This is a genomic window from Methanosarcina sp. DH1, assembly GCF_020804205.1.
Lineage (GTDB): Archaea > Halobacteriota > Methanosarcinia > Methanosarcinales > Methanosarcinaceae > Methanosarcina > Methanosarcina vacuolata.
This window is the reverse complement of sequence record NZ_WJBJ01000028.1, coordinates 64,644-89,496: the sequence shown is the minus strand read 5'-3', so window position 1 is coordinate 89,496 and position 24,853 is coordinate 64,644. Positions and strand designations below refer to the sequence as shown.

Sequence of the window (24,853 nt, the reverse complement as noted above, 5' to 3'; positions counted from 1 at the left end):
AGATTAGCGTTCATGTTCTTTAGAGCTTCAATATGGTCGATGAGTTCTGGAGAGTCACCAGAAAGTCCTTTTGTATGAGTCATGAAAATTGGATAAGTTCCAACCATTGTAATATGTGCCTTATCCATTTTGCATTCATAATGAGGATTATAATCAGCATGTTTGTCGTATCTTGAAGCTTCAAGTGGAGTGGAATCAATTTTTGCTTCCTTTTCCTGAGAAAGTTTGAGAATTTTCTCACCTATAAGCATCATTATCTCATTGACTCCTTTTTCTCCAAGTCTATACTTCACAAAATGATGAAGGGTTCCACCTGAAGGAAGTTTAATCTGGCCATTTTCATCATAAAAAGAAAGCAGGATAGCTTCTTCTTCTGTTAAGGAAGAAATGGTTTTATCATATGAGAGTTGCCTGAAACACTTAACAACAAACAGTTTTATCATAGAAGAAACACTGTACTTAAAGTGCCAACTTTTGTTGGTGTAAAAAGTACGTTCGACGTGCTTTGCAATATCGTCAATGCAAAGAAAGTACAGGAATTGGCAAATTGAAGTACTTTCTCTGCTCAAATAATTATCGAAGGAGTCCTCGAAGAGGACTCCTTTGTATAACATACTGTTTTTTGACATGAGAAAGACATAGAAGGTATTGTTTTAAGTTGCCACTACCAAACAGAGACAAGTGCTATCAGAGTTAGTGGAAAAAAGAATAAGTTTTTAAGTCAAAATTCTAATTTGAGAGCCTCGTATTTTAAGTTTCATTTTGTTAATGTAGAATGATTCTATAAAATGAAACAACTTTGAAGTTGAAGCGAAATGGTGGTCACCCGTATATGACAGATCATTGTAATAACAGAAATTAAAAAAGTGAAATAATTTCTGGATAAAACACTTTACTCTCATAACTTTTGTTCACGGCTTCAAAAATTCTGTCCCGGAGCAAAACTTTATTAGTTACCGGGAAAAATGATTTCCATTAATATTTTGAGTTTTCAATAAAAAATTCATAAAGATCTGTTTAGAGGTATCTAAAAAGAGTTATCAGGGGGAGTATAAAATCATGACCGAAAACAGGACATATATCTATCTGAACCCGAAAGTAGCCCTGATGGGGGCTGGCTGCGTAAAAGAGATCGGCAAGCATGCAAAAGACCTTGGAGCTACAAAAGCCCTTATAGTTTCCGGCAAAAGCAAGCATGGAGAGCAGCTTGCACTGGATATATACAAAATTCTTGAAGATTCAGGTCTGGAAGGCACAATCTTTCCAGGAGCAGACCCAAATCCTACCGATACTTCAGTTAGGGAAGGAGCGGATATTTACAGAAAAGAGGACTGTAACATAATAATTGCTGTCGGAGGAGGAAGCCCTATGGACTGCGCAAAGGCAATTGGAATTGTGGTATATAACGGTGGATTGATCAATGATTATGAAGGCGTAGGAAAAGTTACAAAAGGAACTCCTCCACTTATCACAGTAAATACGACTGCTGGCACTGCGAGTGAGATGACAAGTTTCACAATTATTACGGATACGAAGCGGCATATCAAAATGGCAATCGTCGACCCGCGCATTACTCCTGATATTGCAGTTAACGACCCTGAACTCATGGTAAGCATGCCGCCTGCACTTACGGCTGCAACAGGTATGGATGCTTTAACCCATGCAGTTGAAGCTTATGTTTCTACCATGGCAACGCCTACAACAGATGCAGCTGCTATCAAATCCATAGAACTTATCTCAAAATATTTACGTGAAGCCGTTGCCCACGGAGAAGACGTGGGGATCAGGGATATGATGGCACATGCCGAATACCTCGCAGGTATTGCTTTCAACAACGCAAGCCTTGGTTATGTACATTCCATGGCGCACCAGCTCGGAGGGCTTTATAACTTTCCTCATGGGGTTTGCAACGCGATTCTTCTTCCGTATGTGGAAGCATACAACAAGAAGGTCGTTCCGGAACGTTTTGCCGATATTGCTCGGGCAATGGGAGAAAAAGTGGAGGGATTAAGCCATGAAGAAGCTGCAGATCGAGCTATAGAAGCCATCAGGAAACTTGCATTGGATATAGGAATTCCTTCTGGCTTAAAAGAACTTGGCGCAAAGGAAGAAGATCTCGAACTCCTGGCTGAACATGCAATGCAGGATGTCTGCCGCCTGACAAACCCCAGAGAACTTTCAAAGGAAGATATTATCGAAATTTACAGAAAGGCCATGTGAAAAATGCCTGGAGAAAGTAACTCTGGAGAAAACAATTCTGGAGAGAGCAACTCTGGAGAAAACAATTCTGGAGAGAGCAACTCTGGAGAGAACAATTCTGGAGAAAATAATTCTGGAAAGATCATGCCTGGAAAGAATACCTGAAATTGAAATTTTAAATTGTTAATTATCTTGCCAAAAAACGAACTATTATTATCCTTCTTTGTTTTATTTTTCTTTGTTTTATGATAAGATCAGTAAATTGCGTCTTCAAGAGAAGGTATTGAGATTGAATAAATAAGGAGAATGATTCTTGATGAAACTATTTGGCGGCCATGAAGGCCATGACGAAGAAAAAAAGCACATATACAGAATGCACGAAAAACTTGTTTCCATTGGAGATGATTACTGGATCGAGAATGAAGAAGGAAAACGAGAATTTTATGTTGACGGTAAGGCATTTCGTCTCCGAAACACCCTGATTTTAAAGGATTCACAGGGAAGAGATCTTTACAAAATTCAGGAGAGGTTACTAAAAATAAGGGATACAATGGATATCACGCGAGTGGATGACGGCCTGGCTGCAACAATTAAAAAATCGTTCATTAATATTTTGAGGGACAGCTGGACTGTTGAAATTTCGGATGGGCCGGAAATGAAATTAAAAGGCGATATTCTTGATCATGAGTATCGGATTGATGTTGAAGGAGAGAGAATTGCAGAAATCTCGAAAAAATGGTTCCACATCCGGGATACCTATGGAGTGGAAATCGAACCTGGACAGGACAATGCATTCATTCTGGCGATTACAGCTGCACTCGATCAAATGGCGCATGAGGACTGAGTTCTAGCCTGAAAAGAGCTAGAAGAGATAGCTGTGCTAAGGCGAGTAATATTTGATAGATTTGACAGATGTTACTTATATAGGAGGAAAAAGCAGGGCGCAAATTTCTATGGATGACTGCGAAAGAATATAGGGGGGATGAAAATATAAATTCAAATGATCACTCAGTACCCGCTAAAATTTTACTTTACAGCACCGCTGCCGTTATTTTGACAATAGGGATGAGGGAAATTGCATCAATACTTACAGTAGTCTTTTTCTCTGTGTTTGCTGCACTGATCTTTACTCCACTTGTCCGCTGGCTAAAACAACGAGGGATTCCAGGTACACTGAGTGTTATTCTGGTAATCTTACTATTTACTCTAATTATCCTGGTTCTTGGGGTAATAGTTGTTGAAGCAGCATTGCAGTTTGGAAATCAGATCCCGATTTATCAAGCTCAGTTGACTGAATTGGCGAATAACCTTACAAAATATATTCCTTCATATGAAGAATTTTCCATACAGTCTATTCTCCGTAGTATCGTGTCGATAACAATTTCTCTCATGGCAAATACCGTTAACGGAATTGTGAATGCCGGAGCAACAGTCGGAATTATTATTGTTACAGCAGCATTTCTGCTAATTGATGCCGCCAATACTTCTGAAAAAGTAGACTCGGAAATTGGAAAGCAGTCCGAACTCCGCTTGAGGATAAGTAAATTTAGCAAGAAGCTGGTAAAATTCATTGTCATAAGAGCAGAAATAAACCTTATAACTGGTATTACAATTGCTCTCCTCCTCTTCATCGGAGGCATTGACTATGCTATTCTCTGGGGAGTCCTCATATTTCTATTAAGTTATATTCCCTATATTGGTCTGGTTATTGCTTCTGTTCCTCCAATAATGCTTGCGCTTTTCAAGTATGGACCTCTAGGTGCTCTTGCAGTCATTCTAATTATTGTTGCTGTGGACGCGCTTGCAGAAAATGTTCTTTTCCCATCCCTTATGGGAAGAGGCTTGCAACTATCTCCTGCTTTCCTGTTTCTTGCTCTTCTCTACTGGAATTTCGTGTTTGGACTTGCAGGTGTGCTGCTTTCGATACCACTTACAATAGTTTTGAAGATTATACTTGAAAGCTTTGAGGAAACAAAATGGCTGGCCAGATTGATGGGCCCGATTGAAGAAACTGAAGAAAGTTGAGGAAATGGACTCTTCAAAAGTAAACTTTTGTGGAAATTTCCTTCAAATCAGGATCGATATCGAATCCGAAAATATGAACAAGAAATAAGAAATCGTTGTCGAATCTGAAAATATGAACAAGAAATAAGAGATCACTGTCGAATCTGAAAATATGAACAAGAAATGACGAAAAGAAGAGTAAAAACAAGAAATTAGTGAAAAAATATGAAACTTTTTCTGTGAGGAATAAAATGTAGAGGTAAATCAAAATCCATGTTTGCCACCTTAAACAGGGATTTTCAATACCTTATATAGGGTAATTGATTGATCACCATGCTACCCTGTATCCAAAAACCGTGTCCTGACATCCCTGGCACAGTCCTGAACTCTTGAATTCCTTGACAAACGCTTCGCTTCGGAATTCGTCTTCGTCTACTCTCTCCTCACATAACGGGCATGTACACTTTGCAACTATCTTAATTTCCCGCCTAAATCCTAGTGATTTTAGAAAGCTCTTTTTTTCCATTTCCATATCTATCAACTCTACAATTCCATGATACAATATGCTGTTTCCGAACAACCATCCAAAAAAAGAAGCAAATATAGATGGCTCAATTATTTCAGCTTAAATGACAGATGCTTTTCAGCATATGTATCAACAAACAATTCTGTCTGCAATTTGCAGTAATGTTTTTATTTCTGTTTTGGTATTGCTCGCGAATTTTTATAATATAAAAGTAGTGTAGAATTTTCCTACCGTTTTAACACCTGTTCTAACAGATCTTATTCGCGTATATAATAATCTGCAGAAACCAATATAAGTTTATTGGTTTTTTGGTTCTTATTCATTCCCTATGGATAACACTATTTTCAATTCAATATCCGCTGGATTGATGAGAATAGCTGGATTTATGAGAATATTATGAAGATATCCACAGGACAATAAAGAGCCATTTAAACAGTCCTTTATACACATTAAATTAATTTGCATATTTAAAAATTTGTAAAAAACGATATGCCATGAGCCAACTGTATAACTCCTCTATTTATTACACCTCAGCAGTTTTTCGGTTATTTCTTCTGCTTTTTCAGTTATTTCAGTCCTTCTTTACAATTTTTAAAACATCAACGTTTGAAGTAGTCTGAATCAAAAAGAACTGCTTGCTCACAGACGCGGTTTTCCTTGCTGCAGTTTCCATACAGAGAATGAGAATTTTGATGGCATCCTGAAAAGTGCTCTTCTTCGTCCAATTGTCTTTGAAGCATTTATTGGCTACCTGCTTTGTGAAATCGTTCCCGAGAACTATTAAATTACTTCCCTTTGCGTGTGAGGTTAAGGTTATCTCGGAATCCCTTATCTCGGCAATTGCGTGGTTCCCGGCTGAGGCGTACAGCCTTCTTTTTTTGGTGACCCCGCCTTCAATTGAGGATACTTCTCCTATTAAAATGCCGTCTCTTTCCGAGATCTTGCTTTTGCAGTCCGTAACAGTTATGCCGACCCCGAATTCTCGGGCTTTTTTTGCGAGCTCGTCATCCGTGACTATTGTCCCGTTGTAAAGATCTTTTTCAAGCTTTTCTCTGTTCTGCTTCTCTCCTTCAAATGTTATTTCCCGCAGGTCTCCGGTCATTACTGCACCGTTCTTCCCGATAAAAGCGATAACAAGGGTCATTTTAATCTGCTCCAGAACCTGTATAAAAAATATTCTGCATTTTAAGGGATCTTCTGCCTTATAAGCCATTTGTGTTTTTGATCCACTTCAGCTATTTCTTATCTCACATCTACTGAAATATTCTTCTAGTTGTGTCAAAATAAATGTCTTGCGGGCTTTCTATAGCTTTGACCAGCACATAAAATATGCCTTGTATTATGCTTTGTAGCTTTGTCAGAATATTTGTCAGGATAGTCTGGTGTCGAGTCAATCATTAAGAATTCAATATTTATGAATAATTGCAATTGATTTTATACGACACTTTACTGTTGACTCGGCTAGCAGATCAAATGTGAGAAGGACATTTTCAGAAAAAGCAATAGATAAAAGAAAAAAGGAAAAAGAAGAAAGAAGAAAGAAAGTTTGATTTTGACTCCGGGCTAAGATTTCTTTTTTGATAAACTTTAAATATGAATGTATGTTATATGGATCTAACATATGTTAACTATATCTAACTAAATGTTAGAGATAATTAATTAAATGTTATTAATATCTAATAATATGTTGTAAATAAGGAACAATACCCTGGTAGTGTTAAATAAAATAGACTCCACTAGGCTACGCTTATTGAAATCAAGATTATTCAAAGGGATAACTATGAAAAATATAAAAAAGATATATGTGTACAAGCTTGCTTTAGGAGTTATTATTCTGCTTGCTGGAATAGTATCAGCAACTTGTTATAAACATGAAGCTTCGGCTTCAAGTTTTCTAATCAGTATGGGGCTAATCCTCTTTATTCTTACAGCTTTCAGGTTCTTCAGGCAGGGTGCCCTTCCAGATAGGGATGAAAGGACAAAAAAACTAGCAGCTTATGGGATAACTTATTCCTGGCTTCTGACACTGGTACTCATTTCAGTGTTTTATTTGGCGGACTACTTCAAAATGGTTGAATTTACTGCTGGAAGCGTGCTTGGTATACTTCTTATCTTCATGACCATTTCAGCAAACGTTTTCAGGTGGTATTTCATGCGAAAAGGCGACATTGAGTAAGGCTTTCGGAGGGCAAACCGTGAAAACAAGAATCAAGGAACTCCGAGCCAGGCATGACCTTACTCAGGAAGCCCTTGCAAAAATGGTAGGTGTCAGGAGAGAAACCATTGTTTTTCTTGAGAAAGGAAAATACAACCCCTCACTAAAGCTTGCATATAGGATCTCAAGGTGCCTGGACACCACAATCGACGAGTTGTTTCTTTTTGAAGATTCGGATTTCGAATGAGTCCTAAAAAATACCTTCGTCCTCACAGTATTTTTAGAACTTTTGTATTTTTTCATTAATTGAAGTTTATATTTTCTTTTATTTTTCTATAAATAGGTATACCGTTTTAAAAAAAATCAAGATAAACTTTTAAATAATTTAATATTATAATAAGTTTGCTAAGTTTTGCAGGAGAAAACATGGAAAATATACTTATAGCCTTTCAGAATGTCTGGAAAATTTATCAAATGGGAGAAGTCCAGGTCAATGCCCTCAGAGATGTGAACGTGGAGTTCAAAAAAGGAGAGTTCGTTGCAATAATCGGGCCCTCCGGAAGTGGAAAATCCACAATGATGAACCTTGTTGGCTGCCTGGACACCCCTACAAAAGGTAAGATTTTCCTGAAAGGCCGGAATATAGCTCGCCTTGAAGAATCGGATCTTGCAGCCCTGAGAGGCAGAACAATTGGGTTTGTTTTCCAGCAGTACAACTTGATTCCTGCCATGACAGCTCTTGAAAATGTGCTTTTGCCCCTGGAAATCCAGGAAATTGATGACAGGGTGGCAGAAAAACGAGCAAAGAAAATGCTTGCGCTTTTAGGGCTTTCGGATAAAATTCAACATAAGCCCTCTCAACTTTCAGGTGGCCAGCAACAAAGAGTCTCGATTGCAAGAGCTCTGGCATGTAACCCTGAAATCATTCTTGCAGATGAGCCAACAGGAGCTCTGGACAGTGTTACCGGAAAAGAATTACTGGGAATTTTATACAGGCTCTGGAAAGAAGAAGGCAAAACAATTGTTATGGTTACTCATGACCTGCACCTTGCGAAATATGCAAGCAGGCACATCGAACTGAAGGATGGTAAAATCATCAGAGATGAAATGAATGAAGAAAAAATTGACCCAGAAACTCAACAAAGGATGCTGGAGGCCGAGACCTGAGAGGAAAACTATGGAGCGGTTTTAGAATAGGTCCAACTTATATTCAATCTAAGTGTGTATTACTCAGACTAAACTAAAGGCTAAGACTAAATTATAACTATTAAGACTATTAAAAACATCAGGTTTAGCTATGATTGTTTCAGATTAAATTCAGATCATTTCAGATTATTTGGATTATTTCAGATTATTTGGATTACTTCAGATCATTTGAATTATTTCAGATTATTTGGATTATTTCAGATTATTTGAATTATTTCAGATTATTTGGATTATTTCAGATTATTTGGATTATTTCAGATTATTTGGATTATTTCAGATCATTTTAGATTATTTGAATTATTTCAGTATTCAAATCATACCAAACTCTATTCGGACCATGTGCGCCCGATAAAACCTTTTTGGACATTTTTAGAGTTATGAAAAAAGTAAAAAATGAGGAATTGAGATGGGTTTTAAACTTACAGGTTTTATTTGCTTGCTCTTGCTTTTTTTCTTTTGCGTTCCCCCTGCCCTGGCGGAAGATACTTCAGAAGATGAGAGCACCTCCAATATTAGTTCGGGACTTGATGAAGGCTTAACTCTGGATCTGCTTAACCAGGACCCTGACCCGGTAGAACCCGGAGATGTCCTTGAAATAAGGCTTTCGATTCAGAACACGGGATATGAGGATCTGGAGAACTGTGTTCTGGAAATCAAGCCAGAGTACCCTTTCAAGGCTCTTGCCGGCGAGACGCTTGTAAAGGATATAGGCACTCTGGGAAAACGCTATGCAGATAACCGTCAGAAGGTCGTAAAATTCAAGCTGGGGATTGAAAACAATGTCAATGAAGGCACATATCCGCTAAAAGTATACGTTTATGCAACTAAGGACGACAGCCGGCTTACTCTTACAAAAGATTTTGATATTGAACTTGATAGCGAATCAAACGCTGAAATAGAATATATCAGTGTCGAAAAAATAGTTCCAGGGCAGAAAACCAATCTTGTTTTCGGCATAAAAAATGTGGGAAATTCTCCACTGAAGAATGCGATGTTTTCCTGGGACTGTACTAATGACGTAATCCTGCCTGTCGGTTCAAGCAATGTTAAGCACATTAACTTGATTGACATCGGAGACACTGAAAATGTCAGCTTTCAGGTCCTGACAAATGTCAATACAAAGCCGGGCCTTTATAAGCTGGACATGGTGCTCACCTATGATGATGTCGAAGAACTTCAGACTATCACGGAAGCGGGCACTGTAGAAAACCAGAAGCGAAAAGAGATCACAAGCAAGGCAGGAGTCTATGTAGGAGGCACCACTGATTTCGATATCGCATTTATGGAAAGAAGTCCGACCGGAGCTTATACTTTTACGGTTTCGAACATCGGAAACAACGCGGCAAACTCAGTCAAGATTTCTGTCCCCTCACAGGCAAACTGGACTGTTGCGGGTGGTAGCAGTAACTCAGTAGTTCTTGGGAACCTTCAAAAAGGAGACAATACAATTGCCGATTTCGACCTGAAGCCGGTAGCAATGAATAAAGAACTTCCTATTAAATTTGAAATTAGCTATACCTCAAATGACGGAATAAGGCAGACTGTGGAACGGGAGCTTCCTCTTTATTCTTCGTCTTTTACCCCATCAGCCGAGTCTGATGAATCGGAAGGAGGTAATTCGAGCTCACTGATGTATATCGGATTACTTATACTCGTCTGTGTAGCGGGCGCGGTCATCTACAAAAAACGTCAAAAGCAGATACAAATGAAGAACGCACAGGAAGATGAGCTTAACAAAATAAAGTTCGATGACCCGGACAAGTAAATCAAAAGAACGCGGAAAATGGAGTCTGTGTTCCATGAAACCGGGAAAAATTTTAAAAATTGCCTTTAGTATGGTCAAAGCCAATAAGCTGAGGAGCTGGCTGACTATAATAGGGATAATAATAGGCATTGCCTCGGTAATGGCGATTGTCACTACTGGGGAATATTTTGAGAAAGAGGTAACTGAAACTCTGGAAGGCTTCGGTGGTGATATCATCACAATCGTAGCCTCAACTCCCTTCCAGGTAAACGATGAAGAATCTGTAGTAGTTGACTCGGAAAATACGGAAGGAAGTTCAGAAGTTTCTGAAGATAGCCTGGAGACAACCGTAGAGACCGAAGGGAACGAAGAAAGTGAAGAGGAAACTCAGATCAATACATCTGATACTGTCGATTTTGAACAGGTGACGGAACCTCAACTTACAAATATGGATATACTTGCCCTGCGCCGCATTCCGGCTATCGAATATATCAACGTTAATGTTGAAAAAAACGCAGAAATGAAGATAGGAGCCGAGAGTACTGATGTCTGGGTGACAGGCGTGGACCCAGCTGTCTGGCCTAAAATCTCAAAAAAGGATGTAGAGAAGGGCCGAATGCTGGAAACCGGAGATCGGAACGTTATGGTTCTTTCAAATGAGCTCGCAAAGAAAACTTTCGAGAGGGAAATCAGGATTAACGAGATAGTTCTATTGAATGGCAAATCGTACAGGGTAGTTGGAATTCTGGCAACAGGTAGTGGGATTCTTGGAGGTCTTTCAGGACTTTTCGGGAGTAGCATATATATGCCTTACCAGGATGTATATTCCCTTTCCAGCAATGAAGACCTTTCTGAGACAGAAACGGATGACTACAGCGCAGATGTTTACAGCACAATAGAAGTTAAGCTCATAAAAGATGCAGATTATGATGTAGCCATTAAAGATATCGAGCGCAGCCTAAGGCTCTCGAGAAGAGTTACTGAAGATACCCAGGACTTCTATGTGAATTCTCAAAAAGAAGCAATTGATAGCACAAGAAAGATGATTAACGGTCTTACTGCCTTCCTGGCGTTCATTGCAGGCATTTCTCTCCTTGTAGGTTCTACAGGAATTGCGAATACAATGTTTACGTCTGTCCTTGAGAAAACTAAAGAGATCGGGATAATGAAAGCCATAGGGGCAAAAAACCAGGATATAATGCTGATCTTTCTTTGCAATTCTGCAATGATCAGCCTTGTAGGAGGAATCATAGGTATTCTCCTGGGTACAGTTGCAGTGCAGGCAGTCCTTCTCTTTATCTCTATAAGAATGAATGCTCCCTTCGAATTCGCCCTCAGCTTTAAAGCTACCTTTATTTCGACCTTAGTTTCCATAGTTGTGGGCCTGATTGCAGGTCTCGTGCCTGCAAAGAATGCATCGGAACTGAAACCAGTGGATGCATTGAGATATGAATGAACAGTTTGGAATGAACAGTTTGAAATGAACAGTTTAAAAGAAGAATGTCTTACTGGAGATTATTTCACCTGAAATAATCGTCTTAGAAAGTAACAGAGGAATAGAAAAAGGAATAGAAAAAGGAATAGAAAAAGAGGTGATTACAAGTCAAAAACTATATTTCTTGAATAAATATGAAGAATTATATGAAAAACTATATATATGGCCTAAAATATGAGAAGCAGTGGATATAGGAGATAAAATGGATAGTATTAAACTATTTAAAAAGGTCACTGATAGTATCAGTATAATCTTTCTTTATATACTACTGCTGGCTTTAATTATGGGAATGGTAAAGACCTTGCTGGATATCCGTCTCATTATTTTTGAGTCTCTCGAAAGCGGATTCAGTCATATGGTAACAAGTGTATTGACGGTTTTCATTGTGATTGACCTTTTCAAAGCTTTTGTTGATTACCAGGAAAACGACAGGATCAGACTTACGGATATCACAGATGCCACAATATTTATAGTCCTGCGTGAAATTGCAGTCGGACTCTATTCACAGGAATTCGGATATGAATTTATTTTAAGTCTGGCGGCTTTATTGTTTGTACTCAGTATAATGAGGGTGCTTGCTATCAAATATTCCCCCGCAAAATCCCGGGCTCCTGGAGCTGATACAACTACTGTACAGAGTGAAGGGCAAACTGCAAAACAGAGTGTTAGTGCCATCTTAGATAAATGCAAAGCTGCCTCTGAGAGCAATTAATTTCTTTTTTAAAGCGTTTGTCGTCCGGTGTTATATGATTGATATTGTCATGGTTAAGTATTCATTATGACAAATGCTTGCGTTTTTGTGCAAGGAACGTAAGTTAGCTTCAGTTGCACCGAGGATCGGAACAAAAAAAATTTAGGGCTCTTCATCATTCCCTGTGGATAAGATGATTTTCAATTCGAGACTGCATTGGTTTTTATGAGAATATTATGAGGATATCCACACAAAACAACGAAGAGCTCCTTTTTATGGTTTGTTTTTTGATTAGTAACTTAAAATAACTTTAATCAGGTATAATCCTTACACTAAATTTTAAAAATTTATTTAAAAGATAAATAGATACCATTTTTGTAAAATAACTTTCGTTAGGTATTATTTGGTAAAAATAAGTGATTTAAAGAAAAATGGAAAACCTCAAGTCAGAAAGTAAAACCTCAAGTCAGAAAGTAAAACCTCAAGTCAGAAAGTAAAACCTCAAGTCAGAAAGTAAAACCTCAAGCCAGAAATAGAGTTTCATTCCATCTTTCATCTTTTTATCTAAGGCATTCATATTCTTCAATTAATGATTTTGTGTAGGTATGGCAAGGATCACTGAACACCTGATCAACAGTCCCGGATTCTACTATTTTCCCCATAAACATTACGATGACCCGATCACACATAATCCGGACTACATCCAGGTCATGCGAAATAAATAACATTGCAAAGCCCTGTTCTCTTTGCATCGACCTTAATAGAGTTAAAACTTGAGCTTGAACGGATACATCAAGCATGGATGTAGGTTCATCAGCAACTAACAACTCGGGCTTTAAAGCTAATACCCTGGACAACGCTACTCTCTGTATCTGACCGCCGCTAAGCTCCCATGAGTATCTGTTCAAATGCTCCTGCTGTAGCCCCACCATGCTAATCAATTGGTTAATCAGTGCTTTTTCCTCTTCACTTTTCCTGGATGCTAATTTGTTAATTCGGAGCACTTCGGCGATACAATTGTATATTTTCATGTGGGGATTAATCGACGATTCCGGGTTCTGAAAAATGATTTGAACCTTTCGCCTGTAGTTCTTCAGTTTCTCTCCCCTGATACTTGAAACATCTTCACCATTAAGGTACATACTCCCCGAACTGCTTTTCAACAGTTTGAGAACCATCTTGGCAAGGCTCGTCTTACCACAGCCGCTTTCACCTATTATTCCAACTGTTTCGCCTCTGTCAACAGAAAACGTCACATCGTCAACAGCTTTCAAAGATGCTTTATGTATGATGCCGGAATTGTAAACCTTTGAGAGATTTCGGACTTCAAACATATTTTAGGCACCTCACTCTATGTTCTTCATTTAGAGGAAGAAGGTTGGGATGCTGATCTTGGCAGACACCAGTTGCATATGAACAGCGGTCAAAAAATCTACAATTAGAAGGTAAATCAATTAAACTGCATACTGTGCCATTTAGAACATTGAGTCCTTTACACGGCTGCGACTTTATTAAAGCCATTAAATATGGATGTTTGGGGTCATTAAACAGTGTCTCCGCATCTCCCGTTTCAACAATTTCACCGGCATACATCACAGCGATTGTATCACAAATAGCCGACGCAAATTTCAGATCATGTGTGATGATTAGCACAGCGCTGCCTGTTGTTTCAATGAACTTCCTGATCGTCGCAATAACCTGCCCACGCTTAATAGCATCCAAGCCTTTCGTCGGTTCGTCAGCGATCAATAAAGAGGGATAACCGCTCATCCCCATTGCTGCAAGGACTCGCTGTTTCATACCACCACTCAACTCATTGGGATATTGGTGCATAATGGCCTTGGGTTCTGAAAAACCGAGTACACTGAGTAAGTCTATCGACGTTTCACGACACTCTTTTTTTGATAATGCCTGATTTATTCTAACTGATTCCATGATCTGCGTTCCATTTTTCATCAGGGGATTAAGCGCTTCAGCTGGGTTCTGGCAAATAAATGCGATCTTGTGACCTCTGACAGCTCTCAGTTCCTTAACAGACATTTTAAGGATATTTTTACCTTCGAATAATATCTTACCAGTAATACAGGCGTTCTTCGGGAGAAGTTTCAGGATAGACTGTCCCAGGACCGATTTACCGCAGCCGGTCTCACCGATCAGTCCAATAATTTGCCCGCGATGTATATCCATATTAACGCTACACACAGCATTGACGCAGCCGTTTCTACTGTCAAAATGTGTACATAAATTCTGAATTTCAAGCAGTTTTTCCATACCTAGACTTCCCTAAATGTGGAGATAATCTTTCTTGGGATTCAGCCATTCCTGCAGCTCGTCTCCGAGTACGTTGAAAAGCCATACGTATAAGCAAAGCAGCAATCCTGGGGCCAGGATCATCCAGGGCGCTCTTGTTATATAGGTTAATCCGTCCTTGATCATCAGACCGATTTCCGCAGTCGGCGGCTGTACGCCAAAACCCAAAAAACCAAGTCCTGATATTGCCAGAACAGTATGCCCGATCATAAGAGTAAAAAGAGGAATGAGCGGCCGCACAACATTTGGAAGGATATGCCTGAAGAGCACATAACCACTTGATGCGCCAATAGCTCTTGCACCCTGTATATAATCCAGTTCCTTAAGGCTTACAACCTCGCTGCGGATCAGGCGGGCATATGTCACCCAACCGGTACACGATAACGCGATAATAAGGGTATGTATTCCCGGTCCAAGCATGGCGATCAAGCATAACGACGCAATTAAGCTTGGAAATGACATCACAATATCTTGAATCGTGGTATATACCTTATCGATAACGCCACCGTAATAACCAGAAATTGCACCAAAAACCGCACCCACAAATAAGCAAATGATCTGAATGACGAGCGCTAGCGCCAGAGAAAGCCTCAAACCGATAAACGAACGTCCAAATAAATCGCGGCCAAGATTGTCGCTACCGAACAAATGCGCAGAACTTGGCGCTTGAAGCGCATTTTTTATATCAAGATCATAACTAGCCGAGAACAGATACGGTGAGAGAATGACAAATAGAAGCAAAATAGCGGTTAATACCGTAAGGATAATAATGATATGTTTATTGTTTTTCATTCATTGCCATCCTAACTCTGGGATCGATCAGAGTGTATGTAAGATCCACCAATAGGTTTATTAGCATAATGAAGAGAGCGAATATAAAAACAAACCCCAGTATAACCGGAAAATCCTTCACCATTATTGCCATGACTAGGTAGTTCCCCAAGCCGGGCAGCCCGTATATATTCTCGATAATAACACTTCCGCCCAGCAAGCTCGCCATGTTAGTACCACATAAAGTGATGATCGGAAGTGCGATATTTATCAGAACATGCCTGATCATAATAGAACTCTCGCTTAAGCCTTTTGCTCTTGCAGTAACAACATATGCGCTCGAAAGGTTATCCATTAGGCATGATTTTGTTATTCTGATAATGGTACTCGAATAGCTTAACCCAAGAACCGTTACAGGCAGAATAAGGCTCGAAAATCCATTAAATCCGAATGAGGGCAGCAGATGGAGTCGAATTGAGAAAATCCATAGGAATAAGAGCGCCAGCCAGAAGCTCGGTACGGACGTATTGAACACAGCAAAAAAACGAATGACTTTATCTAGAATTGTATTATGATATCGAGTTGACAGAATGCCTAATGATAATCCTACGACAAGCGCAAGAAGCGTAGAAAGTAACATCAGCGACATGGTACATCCTGCTCTAGTCGTAAATTCATGAAGGACTGGTAATCCGGTTTTAAATGATGTCCCGAAATCGCCTTTCAGAATCCCGGCCAACCAGGCCCCAAACTGTTCAAAAAAATTGCCGTTGGTACCCAGCTTTTCCGCATACATCTCAACTGTTTTCGGGTTCAAGCCTCCTGTTGGGTCTTTATATCGCAATAGTTTCTCTGCAGGGTTACCCGGAGAATAGAACATCACGCTAAAACACAATAAAGCGACAAGCAAAGCTGTGACAAGTGTTCTACAGAGCTTTTTTATAATCACCTGAACTCTCATATCTGATCTACAATTTGAGACTTTAAGCATATTCAGGGCTTAAGCAAACCTTAAGGCCTGAATATGCTTTCTGTTTACTTTTATCTCGTAATCTTCACGCCGGACAAATCAATGACACATTCATTTGGGTTAAAAATAAACCCTGTCACATCCTTCGAGTGGATAAACACCCTGGGTGTTGTATACAACCCGGTTCCCGGATAAAACGCGTACTCTTCTGCCCACACCTTGTCAAAAGTATTCCACAGATCATCTTTTGAGCTCTTCACTAAGACTTCGTTTAAATACGTTGAGAAGTTGCTGCTAACGCCAAAGCCGATTCCAAAATCATCATAGGTGTTGACCGCGCCTCTCCAGGACATGTATGTTTGAGGCGTTGTAAGCCACGGATGTGTGTATGCAATATCAAAATCGCCATCTTTTTCTTTTTCTGCTCTGGCTGAATCATCCAGCGCCTCAAGTTTTGTATCTATGCCAACCTTCTTCAGGCAGTCTTGAACAAATACAGCGGTTGCTCTTGCGGTTTCATCGCTCTCAACCACGAACCGTAAAACAACAGGCTGTCCATCTTTTTCAACAATGCCATCACCGTTTGTATCCACATATCCGCCTGCTGTCAGCGCAGCCTTTGCTGCATCCAAGTCGTAAGTATATTCCTTTTCATTTCTCGGTGAAAAGTTATATTTTCGTCTCATGAAATCGCCGCTTTCAGCTCCCATACCGGACATTACGGTATCGGCAAGAGTCTTGCGGTCAATTGCATATGTAACGGCTTTTCTGAGGTTTATATCCGTCATAGGCCCTTCAGCATAGTTATAAACGTATGTTGCGATCAAGCCGCTATCAGGATTTAAGTCAACAACATAATTATCATCCTTATTCAGCTCTGCAACAGCTGCGTAGGAAAGCGCGCAATAATGCTCAGCGACGCCGATGACATCCACCTGACCGCTTTGAAGCGCCATTATTCGTGCGTTTTCATCAGGAATAACAACCCACTTGACGCCGTCGATCGAAGGTATTTTGTCCTTGTTCCAGTAATCTTTGTTTGTTTTAAGTGTCGCGCTCTGGTCAGTCTGATAATCATCGAGAATGAATGGTCCTGTTCCCACCCAGTTAACAACGTTGCCCTTATCATCAAGGGAACCGGGAAGCGAGACATAAATTCTGGTCATCTCCGTCGGAAAGTTGCCATAGCTCTTGTTAAATTTTACATCCAGGGTAGTGTCATTAACAACGTCCATTGATTCCAGCGAATAAATAAAACTGCCATCGCAATACGGAGCCCAGGCCTGCAGTGAATATTTGACAATATCGGCAGTTAAGGGCGTGCCGTCGGTGAATTTGACATTCTGGCGAATTTTAAGTGTGTATTCTGTCAGATCCGCGTTCGTCGTCCACAACTCAATAATACCAGGTTCGACGCCCATACTCTCCGACCGTTGTGTCATCAAATCAAACACCATTGATTGGCCTTCTTTGCCTGAACATTGCTTAAAGTCGGCAAACGCACCGATAACAAGCGTATTTTTACCCGACGCTACGCCACCGGATGTATTCGTGTTTTCCTGGGTACTTGTCTTGCTGACGCAGCCGGCCATCAGCATGATAGCCATAACTGCCAAGAGGACAAACGCTGCGATTTTCTTAAATCTCATTCTATTTTCCTCTGTTTTATGCTGTATTTTAAATAAAAATTCATCTACACGACTCAGTACCAAAATCTAGTGATGAATGTAAAGTTCAAAATCATTGGACCTTGTAATTAGTCACAATCCTTGTGATACGACTTAAGAATTGAAGTCTTTAGATATCGAATATTGGTTTTGATGATAACTGGATTCTTCTTGCGAATTCAGATTTTCAATCCAAAAATGCAAAAATCACTAGATTTTGGAACAGAATCATCTACACTATTTTTGTATATTGGGTGCGGATAAGCCTTGAATACGTGCCTTCACGTAAAATCATCTCTTCATGCCTGCCGGCTTGCGCAACTGTTCCGTTTTCAAGCACAACTATTTTATCCGCAGCCATAATCGTAGAAAGTCTATGAGCGATAACAAGTGTAATCCTGTTCTTGCTGAGTTCTTGTAAAGCTTCTCTGAGTTCTTCCTCATTTTTTGTGTCCAGGTTCGAAACCGCTTCATCCATCAGCAATATTGGCGCGTTTTTCAGCAAGGCTCTAGCAATTGCGATACGCTGTCTCTGACCTCCGGACAGCTGCACGCCGCGTTCACCAACCTCCGTATCGTAACCGTTCGGAAGGCTTATGATAAAATCATGTATTCTGGCTTTTCTCGCCGCTTCATAGATTTCCGTGTCTGTAGCGTTTTTCTTGCTCAACAGAAGGTTATCCTTGATAGAGCAGTTGAAAAGATAGACGTCCTGCGGCACGATGGATACAATGTCCCTTAAATCCTGCTGCTTTAGATCACGTACATCCTGACCGCCGACACGTACGCAGCCTTCCGTGACATCCCAGAATCGGAGCAGCAGGTTCGCGCAGGTGGACTTTCCAGATCCGGAATGACCGACAAACGCCACGGTCTCTCCGTGACTCACCCGAAAAGAAACATCCTTTAACACGAGCGGTAATTCTTCTTTATATCGAAAACTGACATGGTCGAATTCAATACTGAGTTTATCCTGCAACGGTTTGCTTACTTTTACCATGTCTTTTACTGTTTCCGGCATTTCAAGCACTGTAAAAACACGGTTGGTTGATGACTGCATAATGCCAAAGCTTCTTGCCATCGTACCGATGGCGACGACTGGCGTAAAAACATATATGGATAGAATGATTGATACTGCATACCATTGTCGACCCATCATCCCGTTCTTTATCAGGTATACCGAGATGATTGTGACACTCAGCAATCCGGCGGACATGAAAAAATTAAGAAGTCCTGTTTCAATTCCCTGTCTGCTTCCATATTTACGCTGTACTGCCGACAGACACTTATTCGCGTTTCTGAGTTTTTTCAAATACCACGATTCATACCCGAAGGATAATATTTCCCGAATTCCCTGGATACCGTCAACTACTTCCGAATTGACTTCGGCAAGCCCTTCGCGTATTTTACGTCCATCTATTTCCGCTCGGTTTTGAAACCAGAACGGTACGGTGGCGGTAAGGAAAAGCCACGGAATCAATACAAGCGCAAGATAGGGATGAATTAAGACTGCAATAACGGCAAGAACAATGACCGGAACGATCACGGCAATAAAAGCTGCTCCATATGTATGGGCATAAAACCATTCCAGGGTTTCAACATCAGACATTAGCGTTGATGAAAGGTCGCCTGTCCGTTTATTCATTAAATAACTCGGTGCAATTTTTTCAATAGCCCTGTACAGCTTTACTCGTAAATGAGCCAATATCCCGTAGGCAGCTTTATGGGCATACCACATTTCCGCATAACTCATGACAGCTCGCAGAACAACTAAGGCAATGAGCACCAAAATCCCGATCAAAATTGCATGGGGTGCGGCCCCTAATATCGCCAGGCTGACCAAATAAGCACCGTAAGCCGAACACGCGATTGCAGCGCCTTGATTCATAATTCCGGTGATGATTCCGAGAATTATGGAATTTATGACGGGTTTCAGATGCGGCAGAAGCTTAATAAATATTTTCATCTGATTTTCACCCCATTTTTTCCCCAGCATTTTGAGCCTTCATGAGTTCCATAAAAACTCCATCCCTGGATATCAGCTCTTGCGCTGTCCCGTGTTCGCAAATATGCTCATTCCCCATCACATATATTTCATCAGCATCTATTATTGTTGAAAGCCGGTGGGCAATTACCAAAGTGGTTTTATTTCTCGCAAGCCGATCAAGACTTTCCTGTATTGCACTTTCATTTGAAGCGTCCACATTCGATGTTGCTTCATCAAGCACAAGTATCGGTGCATCCTTGAGCATCGCCCTGGCTATCGAAATTCTTTGCCGTTCGCCTCCCGAAAGCCTGACCCCTCTTTCTCCGACGATCGTTTGATATCCTTGTGGCAGCGCGGATATAAATTCATGGGCGTTTGAATTACGGCAGCAAGCTTCTATCTCCTCAAAGGAAGCCTCCGGTTTTGCGACGCGAATATTATCCTCAACAGTTCCGTAAAATAGATAGGTGTCCTGAAACACGGCCGAGATTTGACGGCGAAGATCCTGTATTGAATATTTACCAATCTCTTTTTTGCTGATTGTGATACTGCCCGTCTGCGGGTCGAAAAACCTGAGCAGCAAATTGACAACAGTAGATTTACCGGCGCCTGACTGACCGACGAGTGCGATTTTCGCTCCCGACGGAATTGACAGGTCGAGATTTCTGAGTGCCGGTCTCTTTCCGTCATTATAGGAAAATGTGACTGAGTTAAAATCAATAGAAGGTCTCTTTTCCTCAGGAAGAACAAGTCTGTCGTTGCCTTTATCCAGAACATTTACTGTTGTGTCAAGAAATTCAAACATTTTCTCAGCAGCCGAAAATCCCAAAAATGATTTGTGCCAATACGCATTTAAATCGTTAATTGGTCTGAAGCATTCGGTTGACAAAAACAGAATAACGGTCAGGCTTGACATCGCAAGCATACCCATGCTTAAGTGGAAAGCGCCGATTCCGACTGATAATGCCGTTCCGATCGCAGTCGCGAAGCCGACAAGTGCGGAGCTGATCAGCGATACATTGAGCTTTTTCATCGTGTGCTTATACAATTCGTTGGCATCTCGTTCGAGTTCGTTGCCTTTTGCATCACTCGCATTGAACGCTTTGAGTGTTGTCATTCCTTGCATCGCGTCCACAAACTGCGAATTGAGGTTCCCATAGGATTCCCAATGGCCGTGGCCGATTTTGTTCATCAGTTTGTCCCAGAACATCGGGCAGAGTACTGATATAAGAATTGATACAAAAACAACCACACCCACCAGTGGATCCAGGCTTGCCATATAAGGAAGAATGCATACAAGACCGACGGCATTGACCAACACCTGAGGGAGATAGTCAACTAGAAACACTTCCAAAGCCTCAATGCCATCAATGAATATCGACTGGAGCTTTCCTGTGCGGCCGTCCTCCATATATGCCGGACCTAATCGAAAGAAATGCTTAAAAAGGTTAATTCTCAAGGCCTCTTTAACTTTCTCAGCCGCATATTTCCCAAATATTTCTCTTATCCATAACAAATGAACTCTCAGCACGACCATAAGTACAATTCCGAGAATTATTGGAATGAAGAGACGCCAATTTAACTCAACAAAAGCATAACTCACGCCTTTCGCCGATAAAAAGGCTTGAACAATATATGTCCCTGTAATTAGTACGCCTATCAGTGCTTTTGCAAGAAGCGAACCTCTCGCACCTTTTGTAACACTCAGTAATCGTATAAGCACTTGAAACTTCCTCCAACGGACTAATTCAGTAGATGATGGCCTGCGGTGAAACTCGCCTAGTATGAAATTTATTTATTTTTGTAACACCCATACCATACAAAAAGTTACTATAAATAGTTATCCATTTGTATTCAGTTAAGATATAACATATAAAGTGTTATTTTCATTGCTTTTTCTGTTAACCTCTAAATGTAAATCAAGATGGATAGGTGATTGCAGTAGTCATTTTAAGGTTAACAGATTCCTTAACCGAACACAAATAAAACACTTTTTCTTTTTTGATTACACATGTAAGGAAAAATTTGAAACAAATTTTGGATATGCAGATTAGGTAAAATTAGTAAGGTTAGTAAAGCTAGAAAATAAGTAAAGCTAGAAACTTAGTAAAGCTAGAAACTTAGTAAAGGCTAGTAAAGTTCGAAAAATGAAAACGCATAAAGGCTAATCCTGAAATAAAAAGTTTTAAACTATTCTTGAGTATGAGATGTTTAAATGAAAGAGAGTGCTCAAAATCTCAGTACCGAAAAAAAAGGGCTGAAGCCTGTTATCAGGAAAATATACGATTGTCTCCTTGGCTCCTATGGCCCTCAGGGCTGGTGGCCTTTAACCGAACTTCGTGAATCAGGTGGGACAAATCCCACAAAAACCGGTTCTATCCAGGGGTATCACCCTGCAGATTACACCTATCCACAAACCAGAAACCAGCAGTTTGAGATTATCTGCGGAGCTCTGCTTACGCAGAACACGAGCTGGATACAGGTTGAAAAGGCTCTTCTGAACCTTAAAGATATCCTTAGCCTTAAGCAGACACACTCCTTTTCTCCAGAAGCAATTCTCTCCCTTGACCCGGAAGCCCTGAAAGAAGCTATCAGGCCAGCGGGTTATTACAACCAGAAAGCAGTGCGCCTGAAAAACCTTGCCTGCTGGTTTTCGGAGCTTGAAGATCGAATTCCTGAACGTAAAGAGCTTCTTTCTTTAAAAGGCGTGGGTCCTGAAACTGCAGATTCGATTCTGCTCTATGCCTTCAAACAGCCTTCTTTTGTTGTTGATGCCTATACAAAAAGAATAGTGACAAACCTGGGCCTTGTTGACGAAAAGGCGGGCTACAATGAAATCAAAACCCTTTTTGAAGAAAATTTGCCTGAAGACCTGGCTGTTTACCAGGAATATCATGCACTTCTTGTGGAGCATGCGAAGAGATATTATCAGAAAAAAAGCATTTGGACTAATGATGAGATACTAAAGTGCATATTGTAATATGCAATATATTTTTAGCGAGACTTCAGAATATAATGCCCATCACTAGTATCGTGAAAACCCAAATGTTGAACATATATTTTAATGACTACCATCAGCTGATATTGTTTTGATCTAAATTGATGATCCATAATTAAGTTTTCATGGTACTAGCTTTTTTAATAATTTGAGTATATCTTAGAGAAATCAGCAAGTAAGTGAGAAGCCATTTATAGTGTCGTGATGCCTTATTTATGGTGCATAGTATTTTGACATTTTTTCGTCAGCAATCTTTCTGTCCTTTTTTAACAAAGTCTCGGAGGTATTGCTCCTAATTATCTTTATCCACAGTATTTCAGAGTTTACAGTACTTGTTTATTTGAGCCATTATATCATTTTTGAAGTTTGGACAAAAATAATATTAAATTGATTAATACCAATACAGATAAGAAATGCGTATAAAGGAAGAAATGTGTATAAGGGGGTTTTAATTCGAATTTGGACAATAAACCTTCAAGAAGTAATCAGCTAGATGAAGGTTCAAACGTGAGACTATCAGGGGATAAAAAACCTGGGAAAGCCCTTCGTCCCGAGCCTTTGCCTCTGGAAGATCTCTACTACATTTATGAAATTGAACGTAGCCATGCCAATAACGTGGCCAGGAACGCCCTTGAACTCTTTGACATTCTTAATTCAATACACAGACTGGACCCCGAAATGAGGAACCTGGTAGAAATCGCTGCTCTTGTTCACGATGCCGGCGTGACAGTAGATCTTGAAAACCATCACAAAGCAGGAAGGAACATTTTACTCCTTCACCCGCCTTTAGAAGTGCCCGAAAGACTCAGGCCTGTTGTTGCCTGGACTGCTTTCCTGCATAAAAAGAGTGTAGGTAAAGAGAAAATTGAGAAACTTAAAGGGAAGGACTTCGGGAAAATGCCTGAGGATCTTCAGAACCTCACCCTTAAAGTAGCTGCCCTTGTCCGGCTTGCCGACGCCCTTGATTATAGCAGGATGGAAAGCAGGCTTGGAAAAGTTACCTTCGGGAAGCAAAGTATCAGATTCGAGATCGAAGGGCAGGGAGCTGTAATTGATGCGGAAAGAATGGCAAAGAAAGGCGATCTATGGCATCTTCTCTACAATACCCGGCTTGAGTTCAGGCCTGTACCGAAGAAGTAATAAACCATAGTGTTTACTGGTTTCTGACTATATTAACTGGCTTCTAGCCCTACTTACTGGCTCCTGGCTATAGAAACTGATTATATGGAGTATCGTTTTAATGGGTCATCTTATACTTGTCAGGCATGGAGAACCTGGCTTAAAGCCCGATGAAAGGCTTGCCGGCTGGGTGGATATTTCTCTCAGCAGGAAAGGGATCGAAGAGGCTCTTCAATGTGCAGCAGAGCTTGAAAAGTTCGAACTGGACCTTGCTTTTGCCTCAAACCTTGTGCGGACGCAGGAAACACTTTTCTTAATATTGTCCGGGCAGAAGAAAGCAGGGGTTGTTGTCCATGAGAGGACAGGAGATAAAGAAAATCCAGGGAAAATGGCCTGGTACTCGTATCCTGAAAAGCTCGGTAAAAACCTTATTCCGATTTATTTCACGTCTGCTTTAAATGAGCGCTACTACGGGAAGCTCCAGGGCAGGAAAAAACAGAAAATGGAAGAAAAATACGGAGCCGAAAAACTTGCTTCCTGGCGGTGGAACTTTCAGCCAGGCCCACCTGAAGGAGAAAGCCTTAAAGTCGTGTACGAACGTGCAGTGCCTTATTTCAAGGAGAAAATACTGCCTGCCGTAAAGGCAGGGAAAAATGTGCTGGTCTGTGCCCATCAGGGCAGTCTGAGAGCTCTGGTAAAATATATCGAAGGGATTTCCGATGAGGGTATCAGGGAAATCAGGTTTTCCACAGGCGAACTTGCGATATATCAGTATTCTGAGGGCAAACTAACACGGGAAAACTCTGAGATGAGCCCTGAAACTAAAAAGAACCTCTAAGTTCTTTCTTAAATTCCTTTTTGAAATTCTTTTTTAGAGTTTTTTAGAGTTTTTTAGATCTTTTTTCTCCTTATTCCTTCCTCCCTTTTCTGGTTTCACAGTTTTACATATTATGGTGATGGAAAGGAGTTTGATCGTAAATGACTCTTCGAATGGTTCTGGCGCCGGAAAAG

Annotated in this window: 22 protein-coding genes and 1 pseudogene; 13 read left to right on the top strand and 10 right to left on the bottom strand. The window is 40.5% G+C overall.

The window, feature by feature from the left end:
- Nucleotides 1–629, bottom strand: a pseudogene (locus tag FXW07_RS16135) (ISNCY family transposase); the annotation flags it as partial.
- Between the two features lie 430 nt (nucleotides 630–1,059).
- Between FXW07_RS16135 and FXW07_RS16130 the strand changes: the two are divergent.
- The 4 genes from FXW07_RS16130 (at nucleotide 1,060) to FXW07_RS16115 (ending at nucleotide 4,224) form a co-directional block, all read left to right on the top strand.
- Nucleotides 1,060–2,220: an iron-containing alcohol dehydrogenase gene (locus tag FXW07_RS16130; protein ID WP_229396349.1), complete on the top strand. Its 1,161-nt coding sequence runs from the start codon at nucleotides 1,060–1,062 to the stop codon at nucleotides 2,218–2,220.
- Nucleotides 2,221–2,223: 3 nt separating this feature from the next.
- Nucleotides 2,224–2,364 (top strand): hypothetical protein, encoded by a 141-nt coding sequence (locus FXW07_RS16125; RefSeq protein WP_229396347.1) that lies wholly within the window; start codon nucleotides 2,224–2,226, stop codon nucleotides 2,362–2,364.
- Nucleotides 2,365–2,515: 151 nt separating this feature from the next.
- Nucleotides 2,516–3,043 (top strand): LURP-one-related family protein, encoded by a 528-nt coding sequence (locus tag FXW07_RS16120; RefSeq protein WP_048120448.1) that lies wholly within the window; start codon nucleotides 2,516–2,518, stop codon nucleotides 3,041–3,043.
- Nucleotides 3,044–3,156: 113 nt separating this feature from the next.
- The gene (locus FXW07_RS16115; protein ID WP_229396345.1) at nucleotides 3,157–4,224 is read left to right on the top strand and encodes an AI-2E family transporter; all 1,068 of its coding nucleotides are present in this window, start codon (nucleotides 3,157–3,159) and stop codon (nucleotides 4,222–4,224) included.
- Between the two features lie 307 nt (nucleotides 4,225–4,531).
- On the opposite strand, the gene FXW07_RS16110 is transcribed toward FXW07_RS16115, so the two are convergent.
- Both FXW07_RS16110 and FXW07_RS16105 read right to left on the bottom strand, forming a co-directional pair.
- Nucleotides 4,532–4,783, bottom strand: coding sequence for a hypothetical protein (locus tag FXW07_RS16110; RefSeq protein ID WP_229396343.1), 252 nt, complete (start codon nucleotides 4,781–4,783; stop codon nucleotides 4,532–4,534).
- A gap of 517 nt (nucleotides 4,784–5,300) precedes the next feature.
- On the bottom strand, nucleotides 5,301–5,873 hold the full coding sequence (locus FXW07_RS16105) for a DUF2121 domain-containing protein (RefSeq protein ID WP_229396341.1): 573 nt from the start codon (nucleotides 5,871–5,873) through the stop codon (nucleotides 5,301–5,303).
- A gap of 636 nt (nucleotides 5,874–6,509) precedes the next feature.
- Between FXW07_RS16105 and FXW07_RS16100 the strand changes: the two genes are divergently transcribed.
- The 6 genes from FXW07_RS16100 (at nucleotide 6,510) to FXW07_RS16075 (ending at nucleotide 12,041) form a co-directional block, all read left to right on the top strand.
- Nucleotides 6,510–6,905, top strand: a complete 396-nt coding sequence (locus FXW07_RS16100) for a hypothetical protein (protein ID WP_229396339.1) — start codon at nucleotides 6,510–6,512, stop codon at nucleotides 6,903–6,905.
- A gap of 19 nt (nucleotides 6,906–6,924) precedes the next feature.
- A complete protein-coding gene (locus FXW07_RS16095) occupies nucleotides 6,925–7,131 on the top strand; it encodes a helix-turn-helix transcriptional regulator (protein WP_229396337.1) in 207 nt (68 codons plus the stop codon).
- Nucleotides 7,132–7,310: 179 nt separating this feature from the next.
- Entirely contained in the window at nucleotides 7,311–8,051 is a 741-nt protein-coding gene (locus tag FXW07_RS16090) for an ABC transporter ATP-binding protein (protein ID WP_229396335.1), read from the top strand.
- 445 nt (nucleotides 8,052–8,496) lie between these two features.
- Nucleotides 8,497–9,855: a COG1361 S-layer family protein gene (locus tag FXW07_RS16085; RefSeq protein WP_229396333.1), complete on the top strand. Its 1,359-nt coding sequence runs from the start codon at nucleotides 8,497–8,499 to the stop codon at nucleotides 9,853–9,855.
- Nucleotides 9,856–9,889: 34 nt separating this feature from the next.
- Complete coding sequence (locus tag FXW07_RS16080; RefSeq protein ID WP_229396331.1) at nucleotides 9,890–11,290, top strand: ABC transporter permease; 1,401 nt, start codon at nucleotides 9,890–9,892, stop codon at nucleotides 11,288–11,290.
- Between the two features lie 241 nt (nucleotides 11,291–11,531).
- Complete coding sequence (locus FXW07_RS16075; protein WP_048155549.1) at nucleotides 11,532–12,041, top strand: phosphate-starvation-inducible PsiE family protein; 510 nt, start codon at nucleotides 11,532–11,534, stop codon at nucleotides 12,039–12,041.
- 539 nt (nucleotides 12,042–12,580) lie between these two features.
- On the opposite strand, the gene FXW07_RS16070 is transcribed toward FXW07_RS16075, so the two are convergent.
- The 7 genes from FXW07_RS16070 to FXW07_RS16040 form a co-directional block, all read right to left on the bottom strand.
- Entirely contained in the window at nucleotides 12,581–13,354 is a 774-nt protein-coding gene (locus FXW07_RS16070) for an ATP-binding cassette domain-containing protein (protein ID WP_229396328.1), read from the bottom strand.
- Nucleotides 13,347–14,291: an ABC transporter ATP-binding protein gene (locus FXW07_RS16065; RefSeq protein ID WP_229396326.1), complete on the bottom strand. Its 945-nt coding sequence runs from the start codon at nucleotides 14,289–14,291 to the stop codon at nucleotides 13,347–13,349. The genes FXW07_RS16070 and FXW07_RS16065 overlap by 8 nt, the downstream gene beginning before the upstream one ends.
- Nucleotides 14,292–14,303: 12 nt before the next feature.
- Entirely contained in the window at nucleotides 14,304–14,873 is a 570-nt protein-coding gene (locus tag FXW07_RS16060) for an ABC transporter permease (protein ID WP_229396324.1), read from the bottom strand.
- 235 nt (nucleotides 14,874–15,108) lie between these two features.
- On the bottom strand, nucleotides 15,109–16,062 hold the full coding sequence (locus tag FXW07_RS16055; RefSeq protein ID WP_229396322.1) for an ABC transporter permease: 954 nt from the start codon (nucleotides 16,060–16,062) through the stop codon (nucleotides 15,109–15,111).
- Nucleotides 16,063–16,142: 80 nt separating this feature from the next.
- Nucleotides 16,143–17,720, bottom strand: coding sequence for an ABC transporter substrate-binding protein (locus tag FXW07_RS16050; protein ID WP_229396320.1), 1,578 nt, complete (start codon nucleotides 17,718–17,720; stop codon nucleotides 16,143–16,145).
- 250 nt (nucleotides 17,721–17,970) lie between these two features.
- Nucleotides 17,971–19,626 (bottom strand): thiol reductant ABC exporter subunit CydC, encoded by a 1,656-nt coding sequence (gene cydC / locus FXW07_RS16045; RefSeq protein ID WP_229396355.1) that lies wholly within the window; start codon nucleotides 19,624–19,626, stop codon nucleotides 17,971–17,973.
- Nucleotides 19,627–19,711: 85 nt separating this feature from the next.
- On the bottom strand, nucleotides 19,712–21,448 hold the full coding sequence (locus tag FXW07_RS16040; RefSeq protein ID WP_229396318.1) for an ABC transporter ATP-binding protein: 1,737 nt from the start codon (nucleotides 21,446–21,448) through the stop codon (nucleotides 19,712–19,714).
- A gap of 492 nt (nucleotides 21,449–21,940) precedes the next feature.
- Between FXW07_RS16040 and FXW07_RS16035 the strand changes: the two genes are divergently transcribed.
- From FXW07_RS16035 to FXW07_RS16025, 3 genes are all read left to right on the top strand, one after another.
- The gene (locus FXW07_RS16035; RefSeq protein ID WP_229396316.1) at nucleotides 21,941–22,705 is read left to right on the top strand and encodes an endonuclease III domain-containing protein; all 765 of its coding nucleotides are present in this window, start codon (nucleotides 21,941–21,943) and stop codon (nucleotides 22,703–22,705) included.
- A gap of 525 nt (nucleotides 22,706–23,230) precedes the next feature.
- Nucleotides 23,231–23,863 (top strand): HD domain-containing protein, encoded by a 633-nt coding sequence (locus tag FXW07_RS16030; RefSeq protein WP_229396314.1) that lies wholly within the window; start codon nucleotides 23,231–23,233, stop codon nucleotides 23,861–23,863.
- Between the two features lie 100 nt (nucleotides 23,864–23,963).
- Complete coding sequence (locus tag FXW07_RS16025) at nucleotides 23,964–24,680, top strand: histidine phosphatase family protein (protein WP_229396312.1); 717 nt, start codon at nucleotides 23,964–23,966, stop codon at nucleotides 24,678–24,680.
- Nucleotides 24,681–24,853 lie beyond the last annotated feature (173 nt).

What these genes read in the sequence shown, in the direction of transcription:
- FXW07_RS16115 (WP_229396345.1), top strand. Translation starts at nt 3,157, where the DNA reads ATGACTGCGAAAGAATATAGGGGGGATGAAAATATAAATTCAAATGAT.
- FXW07_RS16070 (WP_229396328.1), bottom strand. Translation starts at nt 13,354, where the DNA reads ATGTTTGAAGTCCGAAATCTCTCAAAGGTTTACAATTCCGGCATCATA.
- FXW07_RS16075 (WP_048155549.1), top strand. Translation starts at nt 11,532, where the DNA reads ATGGATAGTATTAAACTATTTAAAAAGGTCACTGATAGTATCAGTATA.
- FXW07_RS16130 (WP_229396349.1), top strand. Translation starts at nt 1,060, where the DNA reads ATGACCGAAAACAGGACATATATCTATCTGAACCCGAAAGTAGCCCTG.
- FXW07_RS16035 (WP_229396316.1), top strand. Translation starts at nt 21,941, where the DNA reads ATGAAAGAGAGTGCTCAAAATCTCAGTACCGAAAAAAAAGGGCTGAAG.
- FXW07_RS16065 (WP_229396326.1), bottom strand. Translation starts at nt 14,291, where the DNA reads ATGGAAAAACTGCTTGAAATTCAGAATTTATGTACACATTTTGACAGT.
- FXW07_RS16105 (WP_229396341.1), bottom strand. Translation starts at nt 5,873, where the DNA reads ATGACCCTTGTTATCGCTTTTATCGGGAAGAACGGTGCAGTAATGACC.
- FXW07_RS16055 (WP_229396322.1), bottom strand. Translation starts at nt 16,062, where the DNA reads ATGAGAGTTCAGGTGATTATAAAAAAGCTCTGTAGAACACTTGTCACA.
- FXW07_RS16125 (WP_229396347.1), top strand. Translation starts at nt 2,224, where the DNA reads ATGCCTGGAGAAAGTAACTCTGGAGAAAACAATTCTGGAGAGAGCAAC.
- cydC (WP_229396355.1), bottom strand. Translation starts at nt 19,626, where the DNA reads ATGAATCAAGGCGCTGCAATCGCGTGTTCGGCTTACGGTGCTTATTTG.
- FXW07_RS16120 (WP_048120448.1), top strand. Translation starts at nt 2,516, where the DNA reads ATGAAACTATTTGGCGGCCATGAAGGCCATGACGAAGAAAAAAAGCAC.
- FXW07_RS16090 (WP_229396335.1), top strand. Translation starts at nt 7,311, where the DNA reads ATGGAAAATATACTTATAGCCTTTCAGAATGTCTGGAAAATTTATCAA.
- FXW07_RS16085 (WP_229396333.1), top strand. Translation starts at nt 8,497, where the DNA reads ATGGGTTTTAAACTTACAGGTTTTATTTGCTTGCTCTTGCTTTTTTTC.
- FXW07_RS16050 (WP_229396320.1), bottom strand. Translation starts at nt 17,720, where the DNA reads ATGAGATTTAAGAAAATCGCAGCGTTTGTCCTCTTGGCAGTTATGGCT.
- FXW07_RS16025 (WP_229396312.1), top strand. Translation starts at nt 23,964, where the DNA reads ATGGGTCATCTTATACTTGTCAGGCATGGAGAACCTGGCTTAAAGCCC.
- FXW07_RS16100 (WP_229396339.1), top strand. Translation starts at nt 6,510, where the DNA reads ATGAAAAATATAAAAAAGATATATGTGTACAAGCTTGCTTTAGGAGTT.
- FXW07_RS16080 (WP_229396331.1), top strand. Translation starts at nt 9,890, where the DNA reads ATGAAACCGGGAAAAATTTTAAAAATTGCCTTTAGTATGGTCAAAGCC.